This is a genomic window from Niabella beijingensis (assembly GCF_020034665.1).
Lineage (GTDB): Bacteria > Bacteroidota > Bacteroidia > Chitinophagales > Chitinophagaceae > Niabella > Niabella beijingensis.
Window position 1 is genome coordinate 1,632,548 of the sequence record NZ_JAIQDI010000002.1, and the last position, 23,563, is coordinate 1,656,110.

Below are 23,563 nucleotides of genomic sequence, written 5' to 3' on the forward strand. Positions count from 1 at the left end.
TTATTCGGCCTGAATTCTTCGCAAAATATACCGAAAAACCAGTAGGCAAAAAGACAAAAAAACAGCGTTTTTGGAACCGGGAACAAAAAAAGCAGCAGGTACTGCTCCCGCTGCTCTTTGTTGTCAAATGCTGTGATTTTTATTTTTTTGAGGCCTTCTTGGCGGCGGCTTTCTTTTTTGCCGGAGCTTTTTTTGCAGCTGTTTTCTTCGCGGGCTTACTAAAAGCTCCGGGAAGCTCGGCTTCGATCATTTTTTTCACGGTGTCAATGTCCAGCTGGGCCACTTCTTCCGGTGTGTATTTGGAGCCGTCTTCCTTTCTGCCAAGCTTTACCATTTTTTTGCCAAAGCGGATAAATGCACCCCAACGCCCGTTCTCCAATGCGATTTTTTCCTCCGGCCATTGCCGGATATACCGGTTGGATTCCTTTTCGATCTTTGCCTTGATCAGTTCATCGATATCCCCCTGGGAGAGGTTGTCAAAATCATACCGGCGGGGTACGTTTATAAAAAGGTCGTTCCATTTAATATAAGGTCCGAAGCGGCCTTTTCCCTTGGTTACCGGTTTGCTGTCGAACTGCGCGATGGGGGCATCAGCAACCTGTTTTTCACTGATAAGTGCCACGGCACGCTCCAGGTCGACCGATAGCGGATCTTCTGTTCTCGGGATCGATATGAATTCCTCACCCCATTTCACATAGGGACCAAAACGGCCTATATTCACCGCCACCTCTTTGCCCTCGTATTCGCCCAGGGTTACCGGCAATTTAAAGAGATCCATTGCCTCATCAAAAGTAATGGTTTCGATGCTCTGGCCTTTCCGCAGCGTAGCAAAACGCGGTTTTTCCTCATCATCCACATTACCGATCTGTATCATTGGTCCGAAGCGGCCCATACGCGCAAACACCGGCTTTCCGGTTCCGGCTTCGGTGCCCAGTTCCCGTTCGCCTTTGATGCGTTCGGCTGTTTCAATGGTATTGTCCACATCCTCTTTAAAGGGATGATAGAATTCACCGATCAGTTTATTCCAGGGCAGCTTGCCATTGGCGATCTCATCAAATTCCTCCTCGATCCTGGCTGTAAACCCATAATCCATGATGTCTTCAAAATACTGCTTCAGGAAATCCGTAACCACCAGGCCCAGGTCAGTAGGAAAAAGCTTGGCCTTTTCGGCGCCGGTTATTTCCGTATTTTCTTTTTTGGCCAGCTGGTTGTCTTTCAATGTAATGCTGCGGTATTTCCGTTCCAGTCCTTCTTTGTCCCGTTTTTCAACGTACTCCCTTTTTAAGATGGTGGAGATGGTGGGCGCATAGGTAGAGGGGCGTCCGATGCCGAGCTCTTCCAGTTTTTTTACAAGCGAGGCTTCCGTATAGCGGGGTGAGGGGCGGGTAAACCGTTCTGTGGCGGTCATTTCCACCAGCGGCAATCCCTGTCCCACGGTCAGCGGCGGCAGCATGCCTTCCTGGATCTCATCGTCCTGGATATCTTCATCATCGCGGTCCTCCCGGTATAATTTCAGAAATCCGTCAAATTTTATTACTTCTCCTGTTGCAGACAGTTCTTCTTTATTGGTCGATATCTCTATCCGGGCCGTTGTTTTTTCCAATTGTGCATCCGCCATCTGGGACGCCATGGTCCGTTTCCAGATCAGGTCGTAAAGCCGCTTCCAGTCTGCATTTTCAACAACTGTGTTGCTCATGTAGGTAGGGCGTATGGCTTCGTGCGCTTCCTGTGCACTCTCATTTTTATTCTTGAACCGGCGGAACTGGTGGTACGCTTCACCATACATGCTTTTGATGGTACTGGTGAGATCACCAAGCGCGGTATTGCTCAGGTTCACACTATCGGTACGCATATAAGTGATGTGCCCGTTCTCATACAGCTGCTGTGCGATCTGCATGGTGCGGCTCACGCTGTAGCCAAACTTGCGGCTGGCCTCCTGTTGCAGGGTGGAGGTAGTAAAGGGCGGGGCCGGACTGCGTTTGCCGGGTTTTACCTGAATGTCTTTTACCGTATAATCCGCATTCAGACAGGATTGCAGGAACTGCTCGGCATCAGCGGCAGTATTGAATTTGGCTCCCTCGGCTTTGAAGGAGATCTTCTTACCGTTGTTGTCTGTTGCCGTAAAAATGGCAACCACTTTAAAACTGCTTTGTGGTTCAAATGCGTTGATCTCGCGTTCCCTTTCAGCGATCAGCCTTACAGCCACACTCTGTACCCGGCCGGCGCTCAGGTTATTTTTTACACTGATTTTTCTCCAGAGTACCGGACTTAATTCAAAACCCACGATCCGGTCCAGCACACGGCGGGCCTGCTGGGCATCCACCAGGTTCATATCCACATGACGCGGAGCCGCTACGGCCTGTTGTATGGCAGGTTTGGTGATTTCGTTGAAAACAATACGTTTGGTGGTCCTGGGGTCCAGTCCCAGCACCTCACATAAATGCCAGCTGATGGCTTCTCCTTCACGGTCCTCATCCGTTGCCAGCCATACTTCTTCACTTTTAGAGGCCAGGTTTTTCAGGTCCCGGACCACTTTTTCCTTTCCTTCAGAAACCACATAGCGGGGATGAAATTGTTTCTCGATGTCAATGCCCATACCCGCTTTCTCAAGGTCACGGATGTGCCCGAAACTGCTTTTTACCTGGAAATCCTTGCCTAAAAATTTCTCAATGGTCTTTGCCTTTGCCGGGCTCTCAACGATCAATAAGTTCTTCGCCATATTATTTTCTGAACAACGCTGTTAACACCAAATTTTGGGCAAGATTAGAATTTTTTTTTTAAATGAACCCAATTTTTAGCTTATAACCGGGGTTATTTCCGGTTTTTGGTAACTGTTTTCTACAGAAATACGCCAAATATTATAATTCTGTTATACTTTGCCGCGGGCGGCCATCAATGACCCGTTAAAGGAACTCGGCTACCTGTTGCAGCACCGCTGTATCCCGGTAAATGCTGCTGTGCCCCAGGCCCTGGGTGAATATAAACCGGATATTGGAGGGGTGGAGATCCCGGATCTCCCGGGCTTCCTTTACCGGGGTGATGCGGTCTTCCTCATCATGGATCCAGAGGACAGCGCTTTTCAGGTGGGGTAAACATCTTTTTATACTGAACCAGCTGAGTGTTTTGCCGCTCAGCCGTTCTACATTATTATAGAAATGTAACCGGACCGCCGGATCGGTGACCTCCATTTGTTTCAGAAAGCCGGCTGCGAGCCCTTCCGTATCCGCTGCAGGAGCGAAGAGAACCATTTTCAGCGCCGCATTACCGGGCAGTTCGGACACAGCCAGGGCTACTGCCAGTCCGCCGAAAGAATGCCCGATATAGGCATCAAAAGGGCCATACCGGACCGTAAGATGTGCAACAAGCGTTGTGTAGTCGATCGCATTGATCTGCTTCCCGCCGCTCAGTCCATGCGCCGGAGCATCAAAGGCGAGGACCTCGTACCCTTTGGCGGTTAATAAGGGGATCAGGTGTTCGAAACGCTGTGTGTGCGACCGGAAACCGTGTGCGATCAGCACTTTTTTTCCGGCGCCGTTGTTCCAGCGGTATCCTTTTAACGGAACCTGGTTGAAGGATAGGGAAAGATTTTCTGCAGATCGCAATATTGGTGTTATCGCATAGCGTGCCTTTCCCAAAGGTGTGCAGAATATCCGGAAAGCGCTGTTGCCCGCCTTTTCTTTGGAAACCAGCGCCAGCAGCCGTATCCGTGTTTTAAGCAGTTCCTTTATAAAATTTTGTAATTTCATCCGTATTTTTTTACTTTCCACCTCCGGTGGATGGTTGACCGGCCGGATGGAACACGGCTTGAAATTTGCTTCATCCCGAAGCCACAGCTGCTGTGTTACCGGCAAACGCAAAGGTATCTATATTATGAACATTGTTATTATCGGATCAGGAAATGTAGCCGCTGTGCTGGGACGCAAACTGGTGAGGGCCGGGCATCAGATCGTACAGATCTATGGGCGAAATGCCGCAGCAGCTTCCGAGCTGGCCTACGAATGGAATACAGAGTCTACCAATTATACCAGCCTTATCATTAAAACAGCAGATGTTTATTTAATTGCTGTCGCAGATGCAGCTATTGCGCCGGTCGCCGCTGATCTTCGGCTGAAAGATAAAGTAGTGGCCCATACGGCTGCAGCTGTGCCGATGGAAGTATTAAAGAACTGCACGGAAAACTATGGCGTGTTTTATCCCCTGCAAAGTATGCGCAAACAACAGGAAAACATACCGGAGCTGACGATCTATACCGAAGCCTCAAACGCCGCTGCCAAAAAGATACTCGATCAGCTGGCGGCTTCCATTACCACCGGCCCGGTGCAAACAGCAGATCTGGATAAACGTGCCCGGCTGCATGTAGCAGCAGTGTTTGCAAACAATTTTACCAACTATTTATTTGATCTTGCCGAGTCTTTCTGCAAAAAAGAAGGTATCGATTTCCATGAACTGCTACCGCTGGTACAGAACACCGTAGAGCGTCTTGCCGGTGAATCACCATCTCAAATGCAGACCGGACCCGCTGCCCGGAAGGACGGGGAGACGATTCAGCGGCACCGGGAATTATTAAAAGAGTACCCGGAACATCTTTCCGTTTATAATTTTCTTACAGAAGCACTGATGTGTCATTAAACGATCCGGCTACCCGTGATCCGCCTTGCTGTGATATTTTAAGGTATCGGCTTAAACCAATACATTTGCACAAGCTTTTAATATAAAACAACTACAGCATGAACCTGTTGCAGCGATTCCGGAGAATACGGGTGTTTATTTTTGATGTGGACGGAGTGCTTACTAACGGAGACCTGCTGGTACTGGACAGTGGTGAATGGGCTCGTGTTATGAACGTGAAGGACGGGTATGCATTGCAACTGGCACTAAAGCTTCATTATAAGATATTCATTATTTCGGGCTCGGCGCCCTCGGCTGTAGAACTGCGGTTGAATAAGCTGGGCATTCAAACGGCCTATTTCGGTATAAAAGATAAAAAAGCATTCGTGAAAGAGCTGATCGAACAGGAACAATTGCAACCGGAAGAGATCCTGTTCATGGGCGATGATATACCCGATCTGCCGGTATTCGATATCGTGGGATTGCCTGCCTGTCCGGCGGATGCTGCTTCCGAACTGCTGCATAAGGCAACGTTTATTTCCGGTTTTGAAGGAGGGAAGGGCTGTGTGCGCGAAGTAATCGAAAAGGTATTACGCAGCAATGATCAATGGGGAAACGAATCATTGGTTGCATCTACTTAATTTAAAAATGCCCCAATGAAGATCGTTGCATTTTTAAGACTGGTACGTTATCCGAACCTTATTTTTATTGCCCTTACGCAGGCAATGTTTCAATATTGCATTTATTATCCCATTTACAGGAACCGGATCCCAGACCATGATACCTTCCAGTTCGTGCTGCTGGTGCTGGCGTCGGTGTTTATTGCGGCCGGCGGAAATATTATCAATGATTATTTCGACATGAACATTGACCGGATCAACAAGCCCCAAAAAATGATCATCGGGAAATACATCAACCGTAGATGGGCGCTGGTATGGCACCTCGTATTGAGTGTGGGCGGGGTATTGCTTACCGCTATTGCGGTAAACCCGTTTTCCCGCTGGTACCTGGTGGTGGCTAATATCATCTGCGTATTGCTGTTGTGGTTTTATTCGGTAAAATTCAAGAAAGAGGCTCTGATCGGCAATATCGTGATATCACTGCTCACTGCCTGGACGATCATGATCATCTTTCTTTCCAAATTCTCTTTTTCCAATGCTTTCGGAAACGTGGTGGAAGAGCAATTGAAATTTTTCCGGTTTGCAGTGCTGTACGCCGGCTTTGCCTTTATCATTTCCCTGATCCGGGAGGCGATAAAAGATGTGGAAGATATCGCCGGTGACCAGAAATACGGGTGCAAGACCATGCCCATCCTGTGGGGCGTGAATGCCACAAAAGTATACATCGCCGTGTGGCTTACCCTGCTGATGGCATTGCTGGCCGTGGTGCAGTTCTATATCCTTCAGCTGGGATGGTGGCCGGGCATTCTTTACTGTGTGCTGCTGATTCTTCTTCCGGCTGCTTACCTGTTCCGTAAACTGATCCCTGCAAACCGGGCAGCTGAATATCATTCACTGAGTGCCCTTACCAAAGGAATCATGCTGACAGGCATCCTGTCCATGGGTATTTTTTATTTTTATTTGTAAAGTATATGAGTGCAGACCGTATTATTCTGGCCTCATCGTCGCCCCGCCGCAAGCAAATACTGGAATGGGCCGATGTGCCGTTCGAAATCGTTACAAAGGAGATCGATGAGTATTTTGATCCGGCACTGGATACACGGTCCGCAGCGGCCGACGTGGCCCGCAGAAAAGCCCGTGCAGTGCTTTCCGATACCGGAAACGAAGCACTGATCATTGCTGCCGATACAGTAGTGGTTTTAAATGGCAGGGTCATCGGAAAACCCAAAAACAAGGCAGAGGCGGTTGAAACACTGACCGCATTGCAGGGCAATACGCATGATGTGATTACCGGCGTGGCGCTGGTGCGCGGCGCGGAGGAGATTGTATTCTCAGAAGTAACGGAGGTGACCTTTCATTCCCTTACCGGGGAGCAGATCAGTTATTATATCGACCGGTACCGGCCCTTTGACAAAGCAGGCGCCTATGCCATCCAGGAATGGATCGGTGTGGTGGGAATTCAAAAAATAAATGGTGATTTTTACAATGTAATGGGGTTGCCCGTGAGCAGAATATTACAGGAAATACATAAATTGCAGTATAAATCCGCAGACGGATAATGCGTTTTTGATAACCTGAAAAACATCAACCATATGAACGAACAGCTACTCCAATACATTTGGCAGTTCCAGTATTTTAACGCCCGGTCGCTTACCACTACAGAAGGAACTCCCGTACAGGTACTTTATGTGGGCGTGCTGAACCGGAACCAGGGGCCGGATTTTGAACAGGCCCGGATCCGCATCGGTACTACACTCTGGGCCGGCTCTGTGGAGCTCCATCTTAAAACATCTGACTGGAAAAAGCACCGGCATCATGCTGATGTGAACTACAGGAAAGTGGTGCTTCATGTTGTATATGAAGATGATCATCCGGAACCGGAAGGATTGCCCGTAGTGGAGCTGAAGACCCGGATCTCCCGGAACCTGTTAAACCGTTATGAAGGGCTGATGAACACCCGGTCCTTTATTCCCTGTGAAAAAATGATCGCAACTGTGCCGCAGCTCACCCTTGGCATGTGGAAGAGCCGGCTGGTGGCAGAACGGCTGATCCGGAAAGGCGCCGTTGTTGAAAATTACCTTGAGACCAACCACCAGCATTGGGAAGAAAGCTTCTGGTGGTTGCTGGCAAAAAATTTCGGACTCCCCGTTAATGCCGATGCTTTTGAAGCCATCGCCAAAAGCATTCCCCTGAACCTGCTGGGGAGACACAAACAACGGGTACAACAGCTGGAAGCGTTGCTGCTGGGGCAGGCCGGGTTACTGGACAATAGCTTTGAGGACCCTTATCCGGTCATGCTGCAACGCGAGTACCGGTTCCTCCGGAAGAAGTACGGGCTGCAACCGGTGAATCTTCCGGTTCATTTCCTGCGGATGCGACCGGGAGGTTTCCCCACCATACGGCTGGCCCAGCTGGCGATGGTAATCGCCTCTTCCGTTCATCTCTTCTCAAAGGTCATTGCCGAAGACACACTGGAAAATATCCGGAAATGGTTCAGGGTGGAAGCCAATGATTTCTGGCACTATCATTATACCCTTAACGAGGCAAGCGGGCTGCGTATTAAATCGATTGGGCCTGCAATGATCGACAATATTATTATTAACACCATTGCCCCGGTTCTTTTTGCATATGGAAGTATCTATGGAAAACACGCGCTGAAGGAAAAAGCCATCCGGTGGCTGGAAGAAACCCGGCCTGAAAAAAATACCATCACCCGGAGCTTTGAGCATTTTGGTCTTGCCAACCGGTCGGCCATGGATTCGCAGGCTTTTATTGAACTAAAGACCCGTTACTGTGACGAACGTAAATGTCTTTATTGTTCCATTGGTAATTATCTTATAAAAAAAGAAAAATAAAAAGGGTGCATTGTGCACCCTTTATCCGGAATATAAGATCCGCTTAGCGTCTTCTGCCGTTATTGCGGCTATTGGCATAATCACGGCTGCGATCATTCCTTCTTTCAGTTACTTCACTGCGGCGATTGTTACGGTATGCGTAGTCCCTGATAGAGACCTGTGTGCGATCCTGTCCGTACCGGTTATACTGCCGTATATGTGTACTGTTGTTTCTCCAGGGAGTATTGGAATTGAGCACTACCTTATACGTATTGTAAAGATTAACGTTCCGGTACTGGCGGGGAAGAGTACGGGTGGTTACCCAGCTTCTCCGGTTCTGGTAGACGTATGTTTTATTGTAGATATCATAATAAACATTGATCTCCGGCAGGTAATAATAGCGTGCCTGGTTATAACCGTAAGGGCCCCATTGCGGCTGACTGCCGATGTTTATATTAACGTTTACCTGTGCCTGTGCCAATTGAGCGGTAGCAAGTCCGGCAACCAGTGCAAATAAGAAGAATACCTTTTTCATAATGACCTCCTTGGTTTTAAATGAATGTTCTTATTAAATAGACGATCCATTTAAAGGAAAGCAGGCGGCGGGTCCGTTAATAAATTACTAAGGTTTAAAAGGAACCTCAGGTTCAGGAGGTCCTGCCGGTCCAGGCTTCCAGTACATCCCCGATAGAAGGGTAGGTCTGATCTTTATAAGCCGTAAGACGTGCAGCAGGTACCCATTGTATTTCGGTAATATCCTCTTCTGTTTGCGGCACCAGTGTTTCTGCGGCATCTCCTTTCATTAAAAACCAATGCGACTCTTTCAGAATATGATGTGTACCCTGCTCATAAGTGTGGTAGGTGATCGTCAACGGCACATCCATTGCGACCTGCGTAAGCCCCGTTTCTTCCCTTACTTCCCGCAGGGCACATTCTTCGATGGTCTCTCCCGGATCCAGCTTACCCTTGGGAAGATCCCAGAAGCCACGGCGATGGATCATCAGTATTTCATGCTGCCCGTTGATCACCAATCCCCCGCCTGCCTGGATGCGTTCAAATTTTTTGAAGAAGGCTTTTTTGAGTTCCTCAAAATCCGGATGCACAAAAATGCCTGTTTTGATCTCCGGCAATGTCAGTTCGCGTAACATGGCTTTGACAGAATGGGTATCCAGTTCGTCGATCAGTACGGTTTCCGGATGATGCAGCAATTCGCGGAGCGCTGCACCGGGTTCATCACAGAGATAGAGCACTTTATTGTTGATGTGAATTTTAATTTGCATATAATTTCAGTTTTCTAAAAAGATGGGCTTAATTTCGCAGCCTAAATTTAGGGAGCTATTATGAACGATGCAAAAGTAGTTGCGGAAAAGTTATTACAGGTAAATGCGGTTAAATTAAGACCCCAGGAGCCATTTACCTGGGCCAGCGGCTGGAAAAGTCCGATTTATTGTGACAACAGAAGTGTGTTATCATTTCCTTTTGTGCGTGATTTTATTAAAAGCGAGCTCTGTAATGTGTTGTTCGAACAGTTCGGCGATGCCGATTGTATTGCCGGTGTGGCCACCGGGGCGATCGCGTGGGGTGCGCTGGCGGCTGATCAGCTTAAGCTGCCCTTTATTTATGTACGGCCAAAACCAAAGGAGCACGGGCTCGGAAACCAGGTAGAGGGCCTGTTTGAAAAAGGGCAGAAGATCGCCGTAGTGGAAGATCTTGTCAGCACCGGCAAGAGCAGCCTTCAGGCGGTGGATGCGCTGCTGGCAGCCGGTCTGGAAATCGTGGGGATGGTATCGATCTTTACCTATGATTTTTCTGTAGCCCGGAAAGCGTTCGAAGAACGTGGGATCCGGTATCAACCACTGACCAGCTACCCTGTTTTACTGGAACTGGCCCGGGAGAAGGGGCAGATCAATGATGAGGAAGCTGCGCTGCTGCTCAAATGGAGCGAGGATCCGGCAAACTGGAACGGGATCTGAGGCCCGTTACCGCTTCCGTATTCATTCTTAAAACCGGAGCTGCCCCAGCAATTCGCGGGAGGCCTTCTTTCCGTTATAGCGCAGGGGAAAATTCTTGATAATGGATCCTTTACTCAGACGGGCATTACCATCCAGTTTTATATTAACAGAGTCCCTTGTGATCAATGTCAATGAATTATTCAGCAGGTCTTTCAGATTTACCTTCAATCGCACCGGAACCGAAAAATCGCTGCGGGCAGGAATCTTTACATTCTCATTCAGCAGAAAATCACCAATATAAATATCCTGTATCCAGGCCTTTCCACCGGCATTATTTAACATAGCACCCATTTTATTAGGGTTATTGAAAATAAGGTTCATCTCCATCGTTGTCTCGTTCATACCCACTTTACCCAGTTTTACATTTTCCACTCCGATAAACTTTATGTCCTGGTATTTCATACAGGAGGAGAGGAGTACCAAACCCAACAACACAACCAAAAACTGTTTCATTCTTATATTCATTTTAATTAGACGGCAAATTAAGCGCCTTTCACCGATGCAGGAAAAATACCTTGTTAAAAATCGGAAAATTGTTTTAAATATTGAGCTAATTTTTTTAGTTTTTTGAATTTGAAGAATTCAAAATATTTTGCTAATCCAAGTAGTTTTTATTTTTGTAATAAATATTTGATAATAAATTATTTATATTTTATTAAACGATTTTTTATATAATATATTTTGATGTAAAAAGTGAAAAAATTTTCGAGGAACATTCTTATATAAATATGTTTTATAATTAATTATTTAATTTATTGAAATAGAGTTTTTAATTAAGTTTATATAATATACTTGTTATCATAAACATAAAAGTATATTATTTTATAATGTGTATATTGCCGATCAAGACAGGTAAATGCCTTTAAATCGCAGCAAGCCGCAGGCCGTGTTTCCGATTGCCCCTGGCAGACGTGCATGGGGATCTACTGGAACACTGGCATGCCGGTGCCAAAATGCAATCTTAAATAGATGAATCATTTGAAGAAGGCCCGTACCCAGAAGGGGGCCTAAACGGGATTACCAGAGCCGCTGCATCAGTTGGGTAGTGTTCTTATCGTTGTTGAAGGTTTGCTCCACCAGCTGTTTCCGGAGTTTTATTTCTTCATCTTCAAAAGGTTTATAATAAAGCTGGGAGATAATAGATGCGATGGCGTTGGAATTGCTTCCGATATGACAGGCGGGTTCCAGTCCCGTACCTGTTACCATTGCAGGGGTGGTGACACAATGACGTCCGGAATACAGTGAATGTAAAAGTTTTAGGCGTATTCCTGTAATATTTTTATTGAAGTTGGGGAGCACATTGATATGTGCTTTTTGCACCAGGTCATTGATCTCTGATTCACTGGGATTACTGATCAGGCAGGTGTGCTGACAGAGGGACGCGGCTTTTTGCAGCTGGCGCCCGGGATCCTTGCCGGCAATGATGAACGGAACCCGTACTTTATTAAAAACCTTATGCAATAACCAGAGCGCCGCTTCTTCATTTTCTGCCACTGATAGATTTCCATGAAAAAGACAGTGCGTTCCCATCCCTTCCAGACTGTTCACTTCCTGCCAGGAAGGATAGGTAGGGAGGAGGAAGGTATTGTCAAACCCCAGCTCCTTAAAAAAATCGACATCGGCTTCCGAAACGCAGGCCAGCAACAGGTTCTTGGGAAGCGTAGGCACATACTTTTTAATCAGTCTGCTTTCCGTGGTGTAGTACAGTTTTTTAAAAAGGTCGGAGGTGGCGCGGGCAAGTTCCTTATAGTACACTTCCTCATTGTTGTGCATCCGTACACAGATCATGCGGTTGCCGCCGATAAAGGGGATGATACCGGTGCAATGCAATCCCTCCAGCAATACCGGGTAATTATCCTTTGATAATTGCTCAGCCAGCTCCTGGTTGACCCTGGAGGAAACAATATAGGGGAGTGAAAGGTTGAGGCATTCTGTTTTTTTCCTGCGCTCATAAACATGAACTGATTCACAAAAGGCATTCAGCTCTTTGGGCACTCCTCTTTCGTTATAGCTGAAATAATGTAAATGAACTTTTACTCCCATCCGGTTAAAGGCCCGGATGCGGTTCAGCATGTCGATAACACCCCCGTAATCTGCGGGCCAGGGTACGTCCAGACAAACGATATGTAGGTGCAACTGCATTATAAATAAGGCGTGTATATTTTCATCAATACCTGTTTCTCGTGATCCCAGTTCAATTCCTTTTGCGCAATGATAGCATTATTTCTTGCTTTTTGCATGCTTTCTGCATTGTACAGGAAGGATTTCACTTCAACGGCCATTTCCCGTGGGGTACGAAAGTTTAAACAAAATCCGACTCCGTATTGTTCGATGATCTTTTTCACCTCAGGTAAGGCTGTAGCAGCCACAGGGATACCCGCCTGGATGTAATCAAAAAGTTTATTTGGCAGGCTTACCAGGAAATTTTCATCGCTGAATCCGTCCAGTGAAAAACCAAGATCGGCGTGTGGTGTGTATTGCTTTAGCTGATCGGGTGGCAGCTTGTCGATCATTTCTACCTGCGCTTCCAGTTCCCATTCGGTACGCTTTTCTTTAATGGTTTCCCAGAGCAGGCCACCACCAATATACACCAGGTAACAATCGTCCGGCATATAGCGCATCATTTCCAGCAGTTCCAGTCCGCCCCGTCCATGATTGATCCCGATCCCCTGCATCAGCAACACTCTTTTCCCGCGCCAGGAAGCCGGTCGCTCCATAAATTCAGCCGGCTGTGGAACAGGGAGGTTGCGGACCACGGTGACCGGTGTTCCGTATTCCTTTTGGTATTTTGCCTTTACCGCATCACTCACCGTATAAACCACCGGCAATTTTGGAAACAGATAATCCTCCAGTCGTTTCCAGAATCTTTTTTTTGCAGGCGAACCCGCCAGTTCAGGTACTCCGGTAAAATACTCGTGTGTATCATAGAACAGCGGTTTCTTCCTCCACTTTGACAAGAGGTAATTGGGCGCAAGCGTATCCAGGTCATTGGCCAGCAGATAATCCGTTCTGCAAAACAGCAGCCTGAAGAAAAGCCGGAGGTTGAATTCGGCATACTGCCATACCCCTTTTCTGAAAAAGCAGCGCATCCTTCCGGCCCGGAAAGGATAATGCCCCAATGGAAGGCTGTTGCCAAACGCCCGGCCGATGAGCACTACATCAAAACCCATTTCCCGGAGTGTGGTACAGATGCGTATCACCCGCTGATCGGTGGTTATTTCTGAGATAACGGATACTGTAATGCGTTTCTGACCCATGAATAGTTACAAAGCGTTTAGTATATGCCGGCTAATGGCGCTTGCGGCATTGCCCTTTCCAAAGACAGCTTTTTCAAAATCCGGTTCCAGCTGCTGCAATTGCTGAAATGCGTCTTCAATCATCCTGGTGTCCGGCGGGCAGGCGAGGCCTGCACCTGTTGTCAATATTTCCGGCCATACCGGGCGTTCCATTATCACCAGCGCTTTTTTCCTGGCAAAATACGCTTCACGACTTACACCACCACTATCGGTAATTATAAACGCCGCGTGCTGCAGAAACGCTTTCATCCGGGAATAGCCGAGAGGAGCAATGATCCGGAATGCTGCTTTTACAGAAAGCCCGGATAATTTCTTTTGCGTGTGCGGATGCAGCGGCATTACAACAGGGATCTGCTTATGGATATTGTTCAGCGCTGCGATCACTGCCTCCAGTTGTTCTTTGATCAGAATATGCTCTGCGCGGTGTATCGTACAGGCAATATAAGAGGAGAATTCCGGGCGGAAGGCCGCATCTTCCGGAAGCCGGAGATAGGCGTCCAGCATGAGGTCTCCGGTAAAGAAGCTACCGGCTTTTCCCGATCCTTCACTTTTTAACGTATCAAGGTTGTATTGTGTGCAGCAATAATGATACGACGACAGGCGGTCTGCGATCACCCGGTTCAACTCTTCCGGCACACGGAGATCTCCGTTCCGTACACCTGCTTCAATATGATGGAGTGTTTGCCCGCTTCGCGCAGCAGCGATTGCTGCCGCATAAGTGGTATTGGTATCGCCGTAGATCAGCACGGCATTATAGTTATTGGCAAACAGGTGGTCCCGTATTTGCCGGGTAGCTGCTGCGATAAAGAGATCAGGATCCGTATTGTCGATCTGAAGCCGGATATCGGGCGCGGGGAGTGCCAGCTGGTCAAAAAAGATCCCGCTCATTTCATGACTGGAATGCTGACCGGTGTGCAGGATGAACTGACGGGCCATCCCGCTTTCTGCAATCGCCTTGTACAATACCGCCAGTTTGATGAACTGAGGCCGGTTGCCTACTATATGAATGATCTTCTTCAGGCGGCAAATATAATAACAAAAACGGGTGAGGAGCAGAAAAGCCACTTCACCCGTTTTAACAACAATTCTTTCGGATCCGGTTTATTGTCCGCCCATTCCCTGCATGCCACCCTGGATGCTTTCCTGTTCGCCTTTCATATTCTTGCGTTTGAACAGGGATGCATCAAATTTTCCGAAACGATAGGCAAAATTCAAACGGAAAAATTGCTGGTCGCGGGTACGCACCTGGTGCTGGTTGAAGAAGCCGGAGCTGGTATAGATATCGCTCTTGCGGGTCCTGAACAGGTCATTTACGCTAAGCGTAACAGAAGCTGCCTTCCCTTTCAGGAATTCATACTTCAACGCTGCATCCACCCCGTAATTCGGCATGGTGTATCCCTGGGCATTTCCACTTACTGTACCGCCCATAAATCCACGGCCGCCGCCGGAATTGTTACCGGCGCTGCCCCCGGGTGCCAGTACCGTTTTTGAATTATAATCGCCCGATAATTGTAATGTAAAGTTCCTGGGTAATTTAAAATCGTTATTGATCTTCCCGAACCAGCTATAGATCTGATCTGCAGTTGGAATAGAAGGATCATCAATATCAATTTTGGAAGTATAGATATTGATATTGCTGGTCAGGTCCCACCAGGGCGTGATCTTGTTCTTACCCACAGCTTCAAAACCTCCTACAAAACTGGAATTGGCATTGATATAGGTATTGACCAGTACCGGCTGATTATTGATCGGGTTGGTGTCTGGCGACTGGTACCGGGTGATCAGTCCTGAAGTTTGTTTATAATACGCCGACAGAATCAGGTTATTGTTGCGATTGAAATTATTGGAATAAGACAGCTCAAATGAGTTGGTGAACTCCGGTTTCAGGTTCGGGTTACCACGGCTAAGATTCAATGAATCGGAATAGTCCGTAAAAGGGAAGAGCTGGAAGAACCCGGGACGGTTGATCCGCCGGCTGTAATTCAGCTGCAGGTCCTGTTTGTCGTTGATCTTCTGACTCAGGAAAACACTCGGGAATAAACTTACAGGGTATTTGATATTAAAATGATTGCTGGTGGGTACCACGACGCCGTCTTTCTTTTCGGTAGAAAAAACGGTTCCGTCATAGTTGGAGCTTTCCAGCCGCACGCCGATCTGGTAACCAAATTTTTCCCCGATCTTGCTGGAAAAGTTACCATAGGCAGCCCATACCTGGTCTTTATAGTTGAACTGGGAAGACAGCAGCGGTTGTAATTCCAGCGCACCATCTCCCTGTATATAATACATATTGTTCAGACTGGAAACTTTGGTCTGATTCATCCGTACCCCGGCTTCCAGTTTGGAGTTGTCGGAAAGCGGGTTGGTATAATCCACCTGGCCGGTCATCCTTTCATTGTTTCCGTTTCCTATTTGTTGCTGGTTGAAAATTCCTGTCTGAGGTCCGGTCGCGTTGTCGAAGATCCTGTTATTAACGGTAGTCGTGTTGTCATTCTTGCTTTTATTATAGTTCATATCCGCCGTCAGCTGATGGCCGCTCTTGGGGAAATTATGAACATAGCCCAGGCTTCCGCCCAGGTTGCGGAAACTGAAACTTCCGTTGGATTCCCGGATGGTTTTAGAATGCGCTGCATATCCGTCCGCCAGTGTATCCACAAACAGGTCGCTACCCGTATAATTATTGAATTTACCTTTAACCCCGATACCTGAAAGGGTGATGGTATTGCGGTTATCCAGGAAATAATCAAAGCCGGCGCGTCCGAACATAAATGTTCCTTCACCTATATTGCGGTCTTTTTGCAACAGGTTTCTTGTCGTGTCATTCAGAAGGGTAGAGCGCTCGGTAACCCCATCGGAAATGGACTTTCGCTGACCATAGTTGGCATTGGCAAAAATGTTGAATTTTCCCTGCCGGATATTTACGTTCCCACCGGCATTGAATTTTCCACGCTGATCGATCCCTGCTCTGACATTCCCGCTGTAGCCAACTCGTTTTGTTTTCTTCAGAACAATGTTCAGGATACCGGCTGTTCCGCCGGATGCATCATATTTTGCCGAGGGGTTGGTGATCACTTCAACGGTCTCGATCTGATCGGAGGGGATCTGATCCAGCGTAAGGGTAGTAGGCCTTCCATCCACGAAGATCTGCGGACTGCTGTTCCGGATGCTGATGTTGCCGTCGATATCTACGTTTACAGAAGGAATATTTTTCAGCAGGTCAGTAGCTGTTCCGCCTGCAGCCATCAGGTTGTTCTCTACATTATACACCTTGCGGTCGATGCCCAGACTGACGGAAGGTTTGGATCCGACAACCGTTACTGCGGATAATGTCTGGTTATCGATTCCCAGTTTGATATTCCCCAGGTCCTTGTCGAGGTTATTGAGCAGGGATGCCATGTCCCGGTTGCCCTGTTTCAGCTGGGCCGGATCAATAAAGAAGAATGGTTTTTTATAGGTGGTATAACCGATACCGGATATTTCAAGCAGGTAACGGCCCATTGCCGGAACCCCGTCCAGGCGGAATTCCCCGTTTGCCTTGGTGAGCATCCCGGTTACCACTGTTGTTTTGGGCTGACCGGAAGCCGAGTCTTTTCCTACCTGTAGTAATTGTATAGAAGCTGCATCAATTCCTTTGCCTGTGGCCGAATCAACTACTTTTCCATAAAGAGAGCCTGTAGGCATCTGCCCGTTCTGCGCATACATCCCGATGGACCATAAAAAGGCTACCGCCAGGATTAACTGTTTTTTCATCAAAAATTATTTTAGTGCTTTAGACGCGTAATTAAATCAATTCTTGTTACCGTGTTCAAAATATTTGACCAGCGCCCACATACTGGTATAAAGCGAACATTCAGCGGATAAAGAAAAAGAAAAGGAAGATCAGGTTGACAAGGCCGATCAGTAACCCGTACAGTAAACCCGCATTCCGGTAGCGTTTCAATGGTGCTGCCGCCGCATCCCTGGCCAGCAGGGAAACAGGATTCTGTGTTAAGTGTTTGACGACCAGTTGTTCGGGATCGAGTTCATTTTTTACACCCTCCGTGATCTGAAGCATCACCTGGGGAAACAGTAGTTTAAGCTGGTTGATAAAGACCTCCCTGATTTTGTCGGTGGTCTTGTTCCCGACGAACATGGCCAGCATGGGGATTTCTTCTTTTAGTTTTATATTTAAAAATTCATCTATGTGTTTTTCTATGGCAGGCATGGCTTTTTCGATGAGCCGCGGATCGCTGATCTTTTCTTCGATGTTAAACCCCTGGCTCATTGCAGCCCCCGCCCAGCGGCCGGCAGCCTTCGCCAGTTTTTCATCCTGGCGGGGAAGGTACCGGTTCAGGAAATAATTTGCTGCTGCCAGATGGATCAGCCAGCCTGTGCCGGCAGAAAGCGGTAGCAAAAGAAGTAACCAATAGGACATGAAAATAAATTTTGTTCCTTGAGGTGCTTATAAAAAAACCCCGAATCATAATTCGAGGTTTTCTTTATCCAGGGTGGCTAACCGGGTTCGAACCGGCGACCCTCAGAACCACAATCTGATGCTCTAACCAACTGAGCTATAGCCACCATCAACAGGGCTGCAAATGTAAATAAAAAATAAATACAACGCGTAAGAAAATCCATATTTTGGAGCGAAATCTTTTGATCCGGAGCGCACAACTCAAGAAATTTTACCATTTTGTTGTCTTAAAAAAGAATGATGAAATACGTAAGTCATCGTTTTTAATGTTAATTTTGGTAATGCGTGGTTTGTTAAAGTATATATTGAATATGAAAAGATTACCGTTTATACTGTTGATTGTATTGCTGACAGGTTCGTTCTTTGCGTTCAAATCTTCTGTAGCAAGAACTCCTCCCGGCAAATATGAACAGATTATGGGGCTGGTGGGGCAGTTGCTGGTGCAGGGGCATTTCAGTCCGCAGAGCATTGATGACAATTTTTCAAGAAAAGTTTTTGATAAGTTCATGAGCGATCTGGATTTTGAAAAAAATATCTTTTTGAAATCCGATTACGATTCGTTGGGAGCGCTTTATGCCACCCGGATCGATGATGAAATAAAGGGAGCTCCCGTACAAAGCTTCCTGGCGATTTCCGCTGTTTTTGACCGGCGGATCCGGGAAACTGCGGGGTGGAGCCAATCGATCCTGGCGAAACCGTTTGACTATACAACAAACGAATCCATCCTGCTGGATTTTGATAAGCTGCAATACCCGGTAAGCGAAAAAGAGCGTGAAGACCGCTGGAGAAAGAAGCTGAAATACCTGGCACTTGAAAAATATGTGGATCTGGTTGACGAAAAGAAAGCCAACAAGAATCAAAAAGATTATGTCATCAAAAGTGATACGGAGCTGGAAAAACAGGCGCGTAGCAGAACCGATACCGTGATCGGCCGCTTATTCGACCGCTATAAGGTGAAATATACCGATGATGACAAGTTTGATATGTTTATGAATGCCATTGCCAACACCATGGATCCCCATACCAGCTTTATGGCGCCGGTGGACAAGCGGTATTTTGATGAAGAAATGAGTGGTGTATTCTTTGGTATCGGTGCTGCACTGCAGCAGGTGGATGGCAAGATCAAGATCTCTTCGCTGAATGCGGGAAGCCCGGCAGAAAAATCGGGACAGCTGCAGAATGGTGATATCATTACAAAGGTAGCCCAGGGCGACGGACCTGCCGAAGACCTGATGGGATATAACGTTCAGGATGCGGTAAAACTGATCCGGGGTAAAGAAGGTACGATCGTAAAACTTACGGTGCGTAAAACAGACGGAACCGTTAAGGAAGTAGCATTGAAACGGGAAAAGATCGAAAATGATTTTGATACCTATGCAAGAAGCGCGATCATTAATGATCCGGTAAAGCACACCAAAGTAGGTATTATTTATCTTCCGGAATTTTACGCGGCCTTTGATGACCCCAACGGACGCAGGAGTTACCTGGACGTGGCAAAAGAAGTGCAGAAGCTGAAGGATGCGCAGGTGAACGGGATCATTATTGACCTGCGGTATAACGGCGGAGGCTCTTTATATGATGTGGTGCAAATGGTGGGCCTTTTTGTAGGCAAGGGTCCTGTGGTGCAGGTGAAAGACCGCATCAACCGGGCCAATGTCCTGGATGTAAAAGATGAGTCGGTGCTCTATGATGGCCCGCTGGCGGTTATGGTGAATGAATTCAGCGCCTCGGCCTCGGAGATCTTTGCGGCCGCCATACAGGATTATGGCAGGGGGGTGATCATCGGCAGCACTTCCACTTTTGGTAAAGGAACCGTGCAACGCAATTTCGGCCTGGATGCCAAGAATGGCATTACGTATGGTGAGTCTGATCTGGGGACTGTAAAACTGACCTTGCAGAAGTTCTACCGCGTAAGCGGAGGCTCTACGCAGCTCAAGGGGGTAGAGTCGGACATCGTACTGCCTAGTTATATGGACCTGCTGAAACTAAGGGAGAAGGATAATAAGGATGCATTGCCTTATGATGAGATCACCAAGGCACAGTACAGCCCCTGGAAAAGCAGCTGGAACCTTTCCGAGATAAAAACATTGAGTAATGAGCGGTTGAAAACAGACAGCGCTTTTAAGGTGATACAGACTAACAGCCAGTGGCTGGTGAAAGAGAATAATGAAAGCTCACTGAATATTGATAAATACCGCGAAGAGCGGAAGGCGATCAAGGCCAAGTCCGACCAGATGAATGCGGCTCAGAAACTAAAGAATAAAATGGATATCGCCCTTATTCCTGCAGAGGCGAACAAATTTGCCGGGGATAAGAACAAGGCCGAACGGGCCAAGCAATGGCTAAAAGGATTGAGCGAGGACATTTATTTAAACCAGGCCGCCAATGTAGTGGATGATATGGTGAGCATCGACCGGCTGGCGAAGAACGGAACACCCGTACATCAGTAATCTGTTCCAACTTATATTCTTAAACCGGCTCCCGTAAAAGGGCCGGTTTATTTTTTTTCTTTTTTTCCTAAATGATTGAAGGTACCGCCGCCAAGTCCATAGGTCCGTTTACCAAAATTTGTAGACAGGCTGTAGCTGGGGCCGTTATCAAAGGGGACTATCACCGCATTCTTTGTGTCGATGAGTCCCCAGTGGCCGTCTTTTTTGGCCATAGTGATGCCGAAGGAAAATGGCTCCACATCCTCATAAGCAAACGGAATAACAGTATTGTTATCACGATCTACCAAGCCCCATTTCTTGTTTTTCTTTACTGCAAATAACCGGTCCTGCCCGGTATAGGTCGTCATATCCGAAAAGCCTTTTACCTCTTCATATACAGCCGGGATGGTCAGTTTGCCGTCACCATCAAGAAAACCATAATTGTCTTTTATCTTTATTACTGCGGCATCGTTTATAAAAGCACTTAGCCGGGTCACGTCCTTAATGGTGTTTCTGACGCCTTCAGGACCGGCAATGAGAACGCTGCCATCGCTTTTCTCGGCAGCCACCACCCGGTCGCTGCCGGTTACAAAATCAAATGTACCCAGTTGTTGTTGCTGGTTGTTCAGCAGGAGAAAGGGCGTGTTTTCATCTTCCCGGGCACTTACATAGGATCCGTTTATCTTTTCCAGGCTGTAGTAGGGTAGTTTTTCCAGTGACGGTTTTGAAGGGGCCAGGTAATAATAGGCCTGATCATCTTCATAATAGTAATCATTTATTGCCGTCAGCGGCTGGTTGAACCGGGCAAGCTCTTTACCTGCATTATCATAAAAAAAGGTGGTATCCCCCTGGCTGGATGCATGTATGGCAGCAATGTACCCGTTTCTGAAACTCCGGGTCCCGCTTTTTTCTTCACTGTTTTTCTTTATAAAAAGCCGCACCCCGTTTATCATCCCTTTATATTGGGCAGTGTAATACCGCATGTCCGACCGGGGAATATTTTTTACCAGCTGTTCCGCCTCCTTTTTATATTTCTCTTTAAAAATCGCATTGTCCAGCGTGCTGTCCTTTATAGCGTTTTCAATCAAAGTTGCGAGGGGGGCTTTTAGCGGAGCGAAGACGGTTTTGTATTGTTCTGGTTTGTAAGTACCGGAGCTGCTGCTTTTGCTATCGATGACTTTCCCCGCCTTATTGAGGCCTTCATAAAACTCGGGGGCAATGGTGTTGTCGCTGGTGAACCAGATGGTATTCCGGTCGATCCGGTCGATCTGTATCTTTTTATTCTGATAAGTGGCTGCAGGTTGTTGTGCCGTAAGTACGATCTCATCAAAACCGGAAACAGCCTTAAGGTTTTCCGTTACTTCAATACTGTCGATACGTTTACGATAAGGCCATGTTTCAGAAAAATTATAATCTACAGCCAGGGCATCCCCGTTGGCTGTTGTACCATCGTAGAAATATACCTTGTTCACTTTCGTAGTGATCTCAAATGCGGCTCCCCGCATTTCGGGAGCATCATGGTTCCTGTCGAATGCGATCTCAGATCCTTCGCGGGTGATCGTCTGTTTGAATGTCCGTGGTGTTGCGAGGGCCTGTTTCAGCGCGTTTGATCCCGCGGCAGCGTCAAAATGATATCCGGGCATAAGGGTTTCCTCCTTCGGATCTATTACGCGCGGAGCGTCCTGTTTAAAAAGCGATTCCATTTTTTCCAGCCGCTCCAGTGTTTCCTTAAATGTTTTAAATTCTTCAATAATGGCAGTGTTGGATTTATTGTCGAATGCTTCCACATAGTCATCGTACTGCTGTGCCTTGCTGTCTGGTATCATCAGCAGGCTGAAAAGGAAAATAGTGATTGCTTTCATGTTAACGGATAAATTTTAATTCCTTGCCGGATTTGTACATATAAAAACTAAAACCACCTGCCTGGTTCTTGCCGATGGCGCGCAACATGTGCCGTTGCGTTCTGGGTCGTGCGTATACCAGTTTGCCGTCATCGCTGAATTCAAGATCAAAGTCTTTTTCGATCCGGGTGATATTGGTATATTCAAATAACCCCATCCAGGCCTCCCAGTCTTCCACCAGCCGGGAGGGGTTCATATTGTAGATGCTTCTCACACGCTCTTCCTCTTTTTTGATCAGGAGATCATTAAAACCGGAAGCATCCTTATTAAGAATGGCCTGCGATAATTTTCCATACAGGGCAAGTACCTGTTCTTTGAGCTCCTTTTCCGTTCTCAGATCGGTTCCGTTGCTCCAGCCTTCCTGCTTATAACCGGTCTTGGTTTTTAGCTGGTATCCGCAGGTAATGGAAGGGCTGCCGTACTTTGGGTTTCCCATATAGCTGCTGTGTACCTCGCGGCCATCTTCCATCAGGGTGTCTGTTACATAGCCTTTGTATCCTTCACAAAGCGGATATTCCTCCTGCGCTTTCAACTCGCCCTGCCGTATTTTACCGGCATAAAGTGTGGCGCTGAAGTAGGATCGTTTCCCGATCACCTTTTCCGGAATACCCTGCTCGTCCACTCCCGGCTTTACCTCGATGTTTATAGAAAGACCATCAGCAGCTGATAAAATAAAAGGGTTCAGGATCAGCGAAGCTTCGGATGCAATTGTTACAGGGACCCCGTTTACACGAACGCTGACAGTAGTATTATCGGTATCAAGCTGGAGGTAATAGATGAGTCCGCTTGTATCGGATGGTATCGTTTTTGACAAAAGCGGGTAGGCATAGGCGGCAGATTGTTTAAACCTGCGTTCGAGCTGAGCGGAGGTGTTCTTGCCGATCGCTGTTTCACTCTCCGCTTCGATGGATAAATGAAAATTTTCTTCTGCTGTTTTTGCTTCGAAGCTGATCCCGCTGTAGGATTCTTTTCGCGTGAGCAGGTTTCCGTATTGCTTTTTTGCCTGCTCGATCAAACCACGCAGCTTTAAGGACTGATTCTTTCCAATAGTCAGTTTCAACTCCTGTTCATAAAGCGTGATTTCGTATACTTTCATCCCTTTGTAAAGCGCGGAGTCCAGGAATATATAAGCGTATTGCGCCTGGTAGCTCTTTGCCGCGGTTTGTTCTGCCTTGGCTTTTTTGAAATATGCGGCAAGGGTAGGGGCGTCGTTGATGACGGAAAGATCCGGCAATTGTTGTGTGTTTGCAGTAACGGTATAAAATAAAAAGCAGCAGCTGATCCAAAGTGATTTTAGTAGGTATGTATGCATCATAAATAGGCGATCCGGTTGTTTGAGCGCAAAAATAACGGAAAAGAAAGGTTAAAAAAAACCGGCGCAGCGGCCGGTTTTAAGATATGGGTGATTTGGTT

19 protein-coding genes and 1 tRNA gene are annotated in these 23,563 nt (G+C 47.2%); 7 read left to right on the forward strand and 13 right to left on the reverse strand.

The annotated features are described in order from the left end of the window. Positions 1-139 precede the first annotated feature (139 nt). A complete protein-coding gene (gene topA, locus K7B07_RS22835; protein WP_223712858.1) occupies positions 140-2,719 on the reverse strand; it encodes a type I DNA topoisomerase in 2,580 nt (859 codons plus the stop codon). Positions 2,720-2,903: 184 nt separating this feature from the next. Next, positions 2,904-3,746 (reverse strand): alpha/beta hydrolase, encoded by an 843-nt coding sequence (locus K7B07_RS22840; RefSeq protein WP_223712859.1) that lies wholly within the window; start codon positions 3,744-3,746, stop codon positions 2,904-2,906. A 124-nt stretch (positions 3,747-3,870) separates the two neighbouring features. Here K7B07_RS22840 and K7B07_RS22845 point away from each other — a divergent pair, with 124 nt between their 5' ends. The 5 genes from K7B07_RS22845 (at position 3,871) to K7B07_RS22865 (ending at position 8,083) form a co-directional block, all read left to right on the forward strand. Then, positions 3,871-4,629, forward strand: a complete 759-nt coding sequence (locus K7B07_RS22845) for a Rossmann-like and DUF2520 domain-containing protein (protein ID WP_223712860.1) — start codon at positions 3,871-3,873, stop codon at positions 4,627-4,629. Positions 4,630-4,727: 98 nt separating this feature from the next. Continuing rightward, complete coding sequence (locus K7B07_RS22850; protein WP_223712861.1) at positions 4,728-5,249, forward strand: KdsC family phosphatase; 522 nt, start codon at positions 4,728-4,730, stop codon at positions 5,247-5,249. A 15-nt stretch (positions 5,250-5,264) separates the two neighbouring features. Next, a complete protein-coding gene (locus K7B07_RS22855) occupies positions 5,265-6,194 on the forward strand; it encodes a geranylgeranylglycerol-phosphate geranylgeranyltransferase (RefSeq protein WP_223712862.1) in 930 nt (309 codons plus the stop codon). Positions 6,195-6,199: 5 nt separating this feature from the next. Next, a complete protein-coding gene (locus K7B07_RS22860; protein WP_223712863.1) occupies positions 6,200-6,787 on the forward strand; it encodes a Maf family nucleotide pyrophosphatase in 588 nt (195 codons plus the stop codon). Between the two features lie 33 nt (positions 6,788-6,820). Then, complete coding sequence (locus K7B07_RS22865; RefSeq protein WP_223712864.1) at positions 6,821-8,083, forward strand: DUF2851 family protein; 1,263 nt, start codon at positions 6,821-6,823, stop codon at positions 8,081-8,083. 43 nt (positions 8,084-8,126) lie between these two features. On the opposite strand, the gene K7B07_RS22870 is transcribed toward K7B07_RS22865, so the two are convergent. Both K7B07_RS22870 and K7B07_RS22875 read right to left on the reverse strand, forming a co-directional pair. Next, positions 8,127-8,597, reverse strand: coding sequence for a hypothetical protein (locus K7B07_RS22870; RefSeq protein ID WP_223712865.1), 471 nt, complete (start codon positions 8,595-8,597; stop codon positions 8,127-8,129). A gap of 112 nt (positions 8,598-8,709) precedes the next feature. Further along, a complete protein-coding gene (locus K7B07_RS22875; protein WP_223712866.1) occupies positions 8,710-9,342 on the reverse strand; it encodes an NUDIX hydrolase in 633 nt (210 codons plus the stop codon). Between the two features lie 60 nt (positions 9,343-9,402). Here K7B07_RS22875 and pyrE point away from each other — a divergent pair, with 60 nt between their 5' ends. Continuing rightward, positions 9,403-10,035: an orotate phosphoribosyltransferase gene (gene pyrE, locus K7B07_RS22880; RefSeq protein ID WP_223712867.1), complete on the forward strand. Its 633-nt coding sequence runs from the start codon at positions 9,403-9,405 to the stop codon at positions 10,033-10,035. Positions 10,036-10,062: 27 nt separating this feature from the next. On the opposite strand, the gene K7B07_RS22885 is transcribed toward pyrE, so the two are convergent. The 7 genes from K7B07_RS22885 to K7B07_RS22915 all read right to left on the reverse strand — a co-directional run bounded on the left by K7B07_RS22885 (position 10,063) and on the right by K7B07_RS22915 (position 17,927). Beyond that, positions 10,063-10,527 (reverse strand): LEA/WHy family protein, encoded by a 465-nt coding sequence (locus K7B07_RS22885; protein WP_223712868.1) that lies wholly within the window; start codon positions 10,525-10,527, stop codon positions 10,063-10,065. 564 nt (positions 10,528-11,091) lie between these two features. Continuing rightward, a complete protein-coding gene (locus K7B07_RS22890) occupies positions 11,092-12,216 on the reverse strand; it encodes a glycosyltransferase family 4 protein (protein ID WP_223712869.1) in 1,125 nt (374 codons plus the stop codon). Next, the gene (locus K7B07_RS22895) at positions 12,216-13,331 is read right to left on the reverse strand and encodes a glycosyltransferase (RefSeq protein WP_223712870.1); all 1,116 of its coding nucleotides are present in this window, start codon (positions 13,329-13,331) and stop codon (positions 12,216-12,218) included. The genes K7B07_RS22890 and K7B07_RS22895 overlap by 1 nt, the downstream gene beginning before the upstream one ends. 6 nt (positions 13,332-13,337) lie before the next feature. After that, complete coding sequence (locus tag K7B07_RS22900) at positions 13,338-14,435, reverse strand: UDP-N-acetyl glucosamine 2-epimerase (RefSeq protein ID WP_223712871.1); 1,098 nt, start codon at positions 14,433-14,435, stop codon at positions 13,338-13,340. A gap of 36 nt (positions 14,436-14,471) precedes the next feature. Next, on the reverse strand, positions 14,472-17,117 hold the full coding sequence (locus tag K7B07_RS22905; RefSeq protein ID WP_223712872.1) for a TonB-dependent receptor: 2,646 nt from the start codon (positions 17,115-17,117) through the stop codon (positions 14,472-14,474). Between the two features lie 100 nt (positions 17,118-17,217). Next, on the reverse strand, positions 17,218-17,781 hold the full coding sequence (locus tag K7B07_RS22910; protein ID WP_223712873.1) for a hypothetical protein: 564 nt from the start codon (positions 17,779-17,781) through the stop codon (positions 17,218-17,220). Positions 17,782-17,853: 72 nt separating this feature from the next. Further along, a tRNA-His gene (locus tag K7B07_RS22915) sits at positions 17,854-17,927 on the reverse strand. 204 nt (positions 17,928-18,131) lie between these two features. Between K7B07_RS22915 and K7B07_RS22920 the strand changes: the two genes are divergently transcribed. Beyond that, positions 18,132-20,270 (forward strand): carboxy terminal-processing peptidase, encoded by a 2,139-nt coding sequence (locus K7B07_RS22920; RefSeq protein ID WP_223712874.1) that lies wholly within the window; start codon positions 18,132-18,134, stop codon positions 20,268-20,270. A 47-nt stretch (positions 20,271-20,317) separates the two neighbouring features. Here K7B07_RS22920 and K7B07_RS22925 read toward each other — a convergent pair whose 3' ends face one another. Together K7B07_RS22925 and K7B07_RS22930 are read right to left on the reverse strand one after the other, a co-directional pair. After that, a complete protein-coding gene (locus K7B07_RS22925) occupies positions 20,318-22,111 on the reverse strand; it encodes a WG repeat-containing protein (RefSeq protein WP_223712875.1) in 1,794 nt (597 codons plus the stop codon). A gap of 1 nt (position 22,112) precedes the next feature. Then, positions 22,113-23,465, reverse strand: coding sequence for a hypothetical protein (locus K7B07_RS22930; protein WP_223712876.1), 1,353 nt, complete (start codon positions 23,463-23,465; stop codon positions 22,113-22,115). Positions 23,466-23,563: the final 98 nt, after the last annotated feature.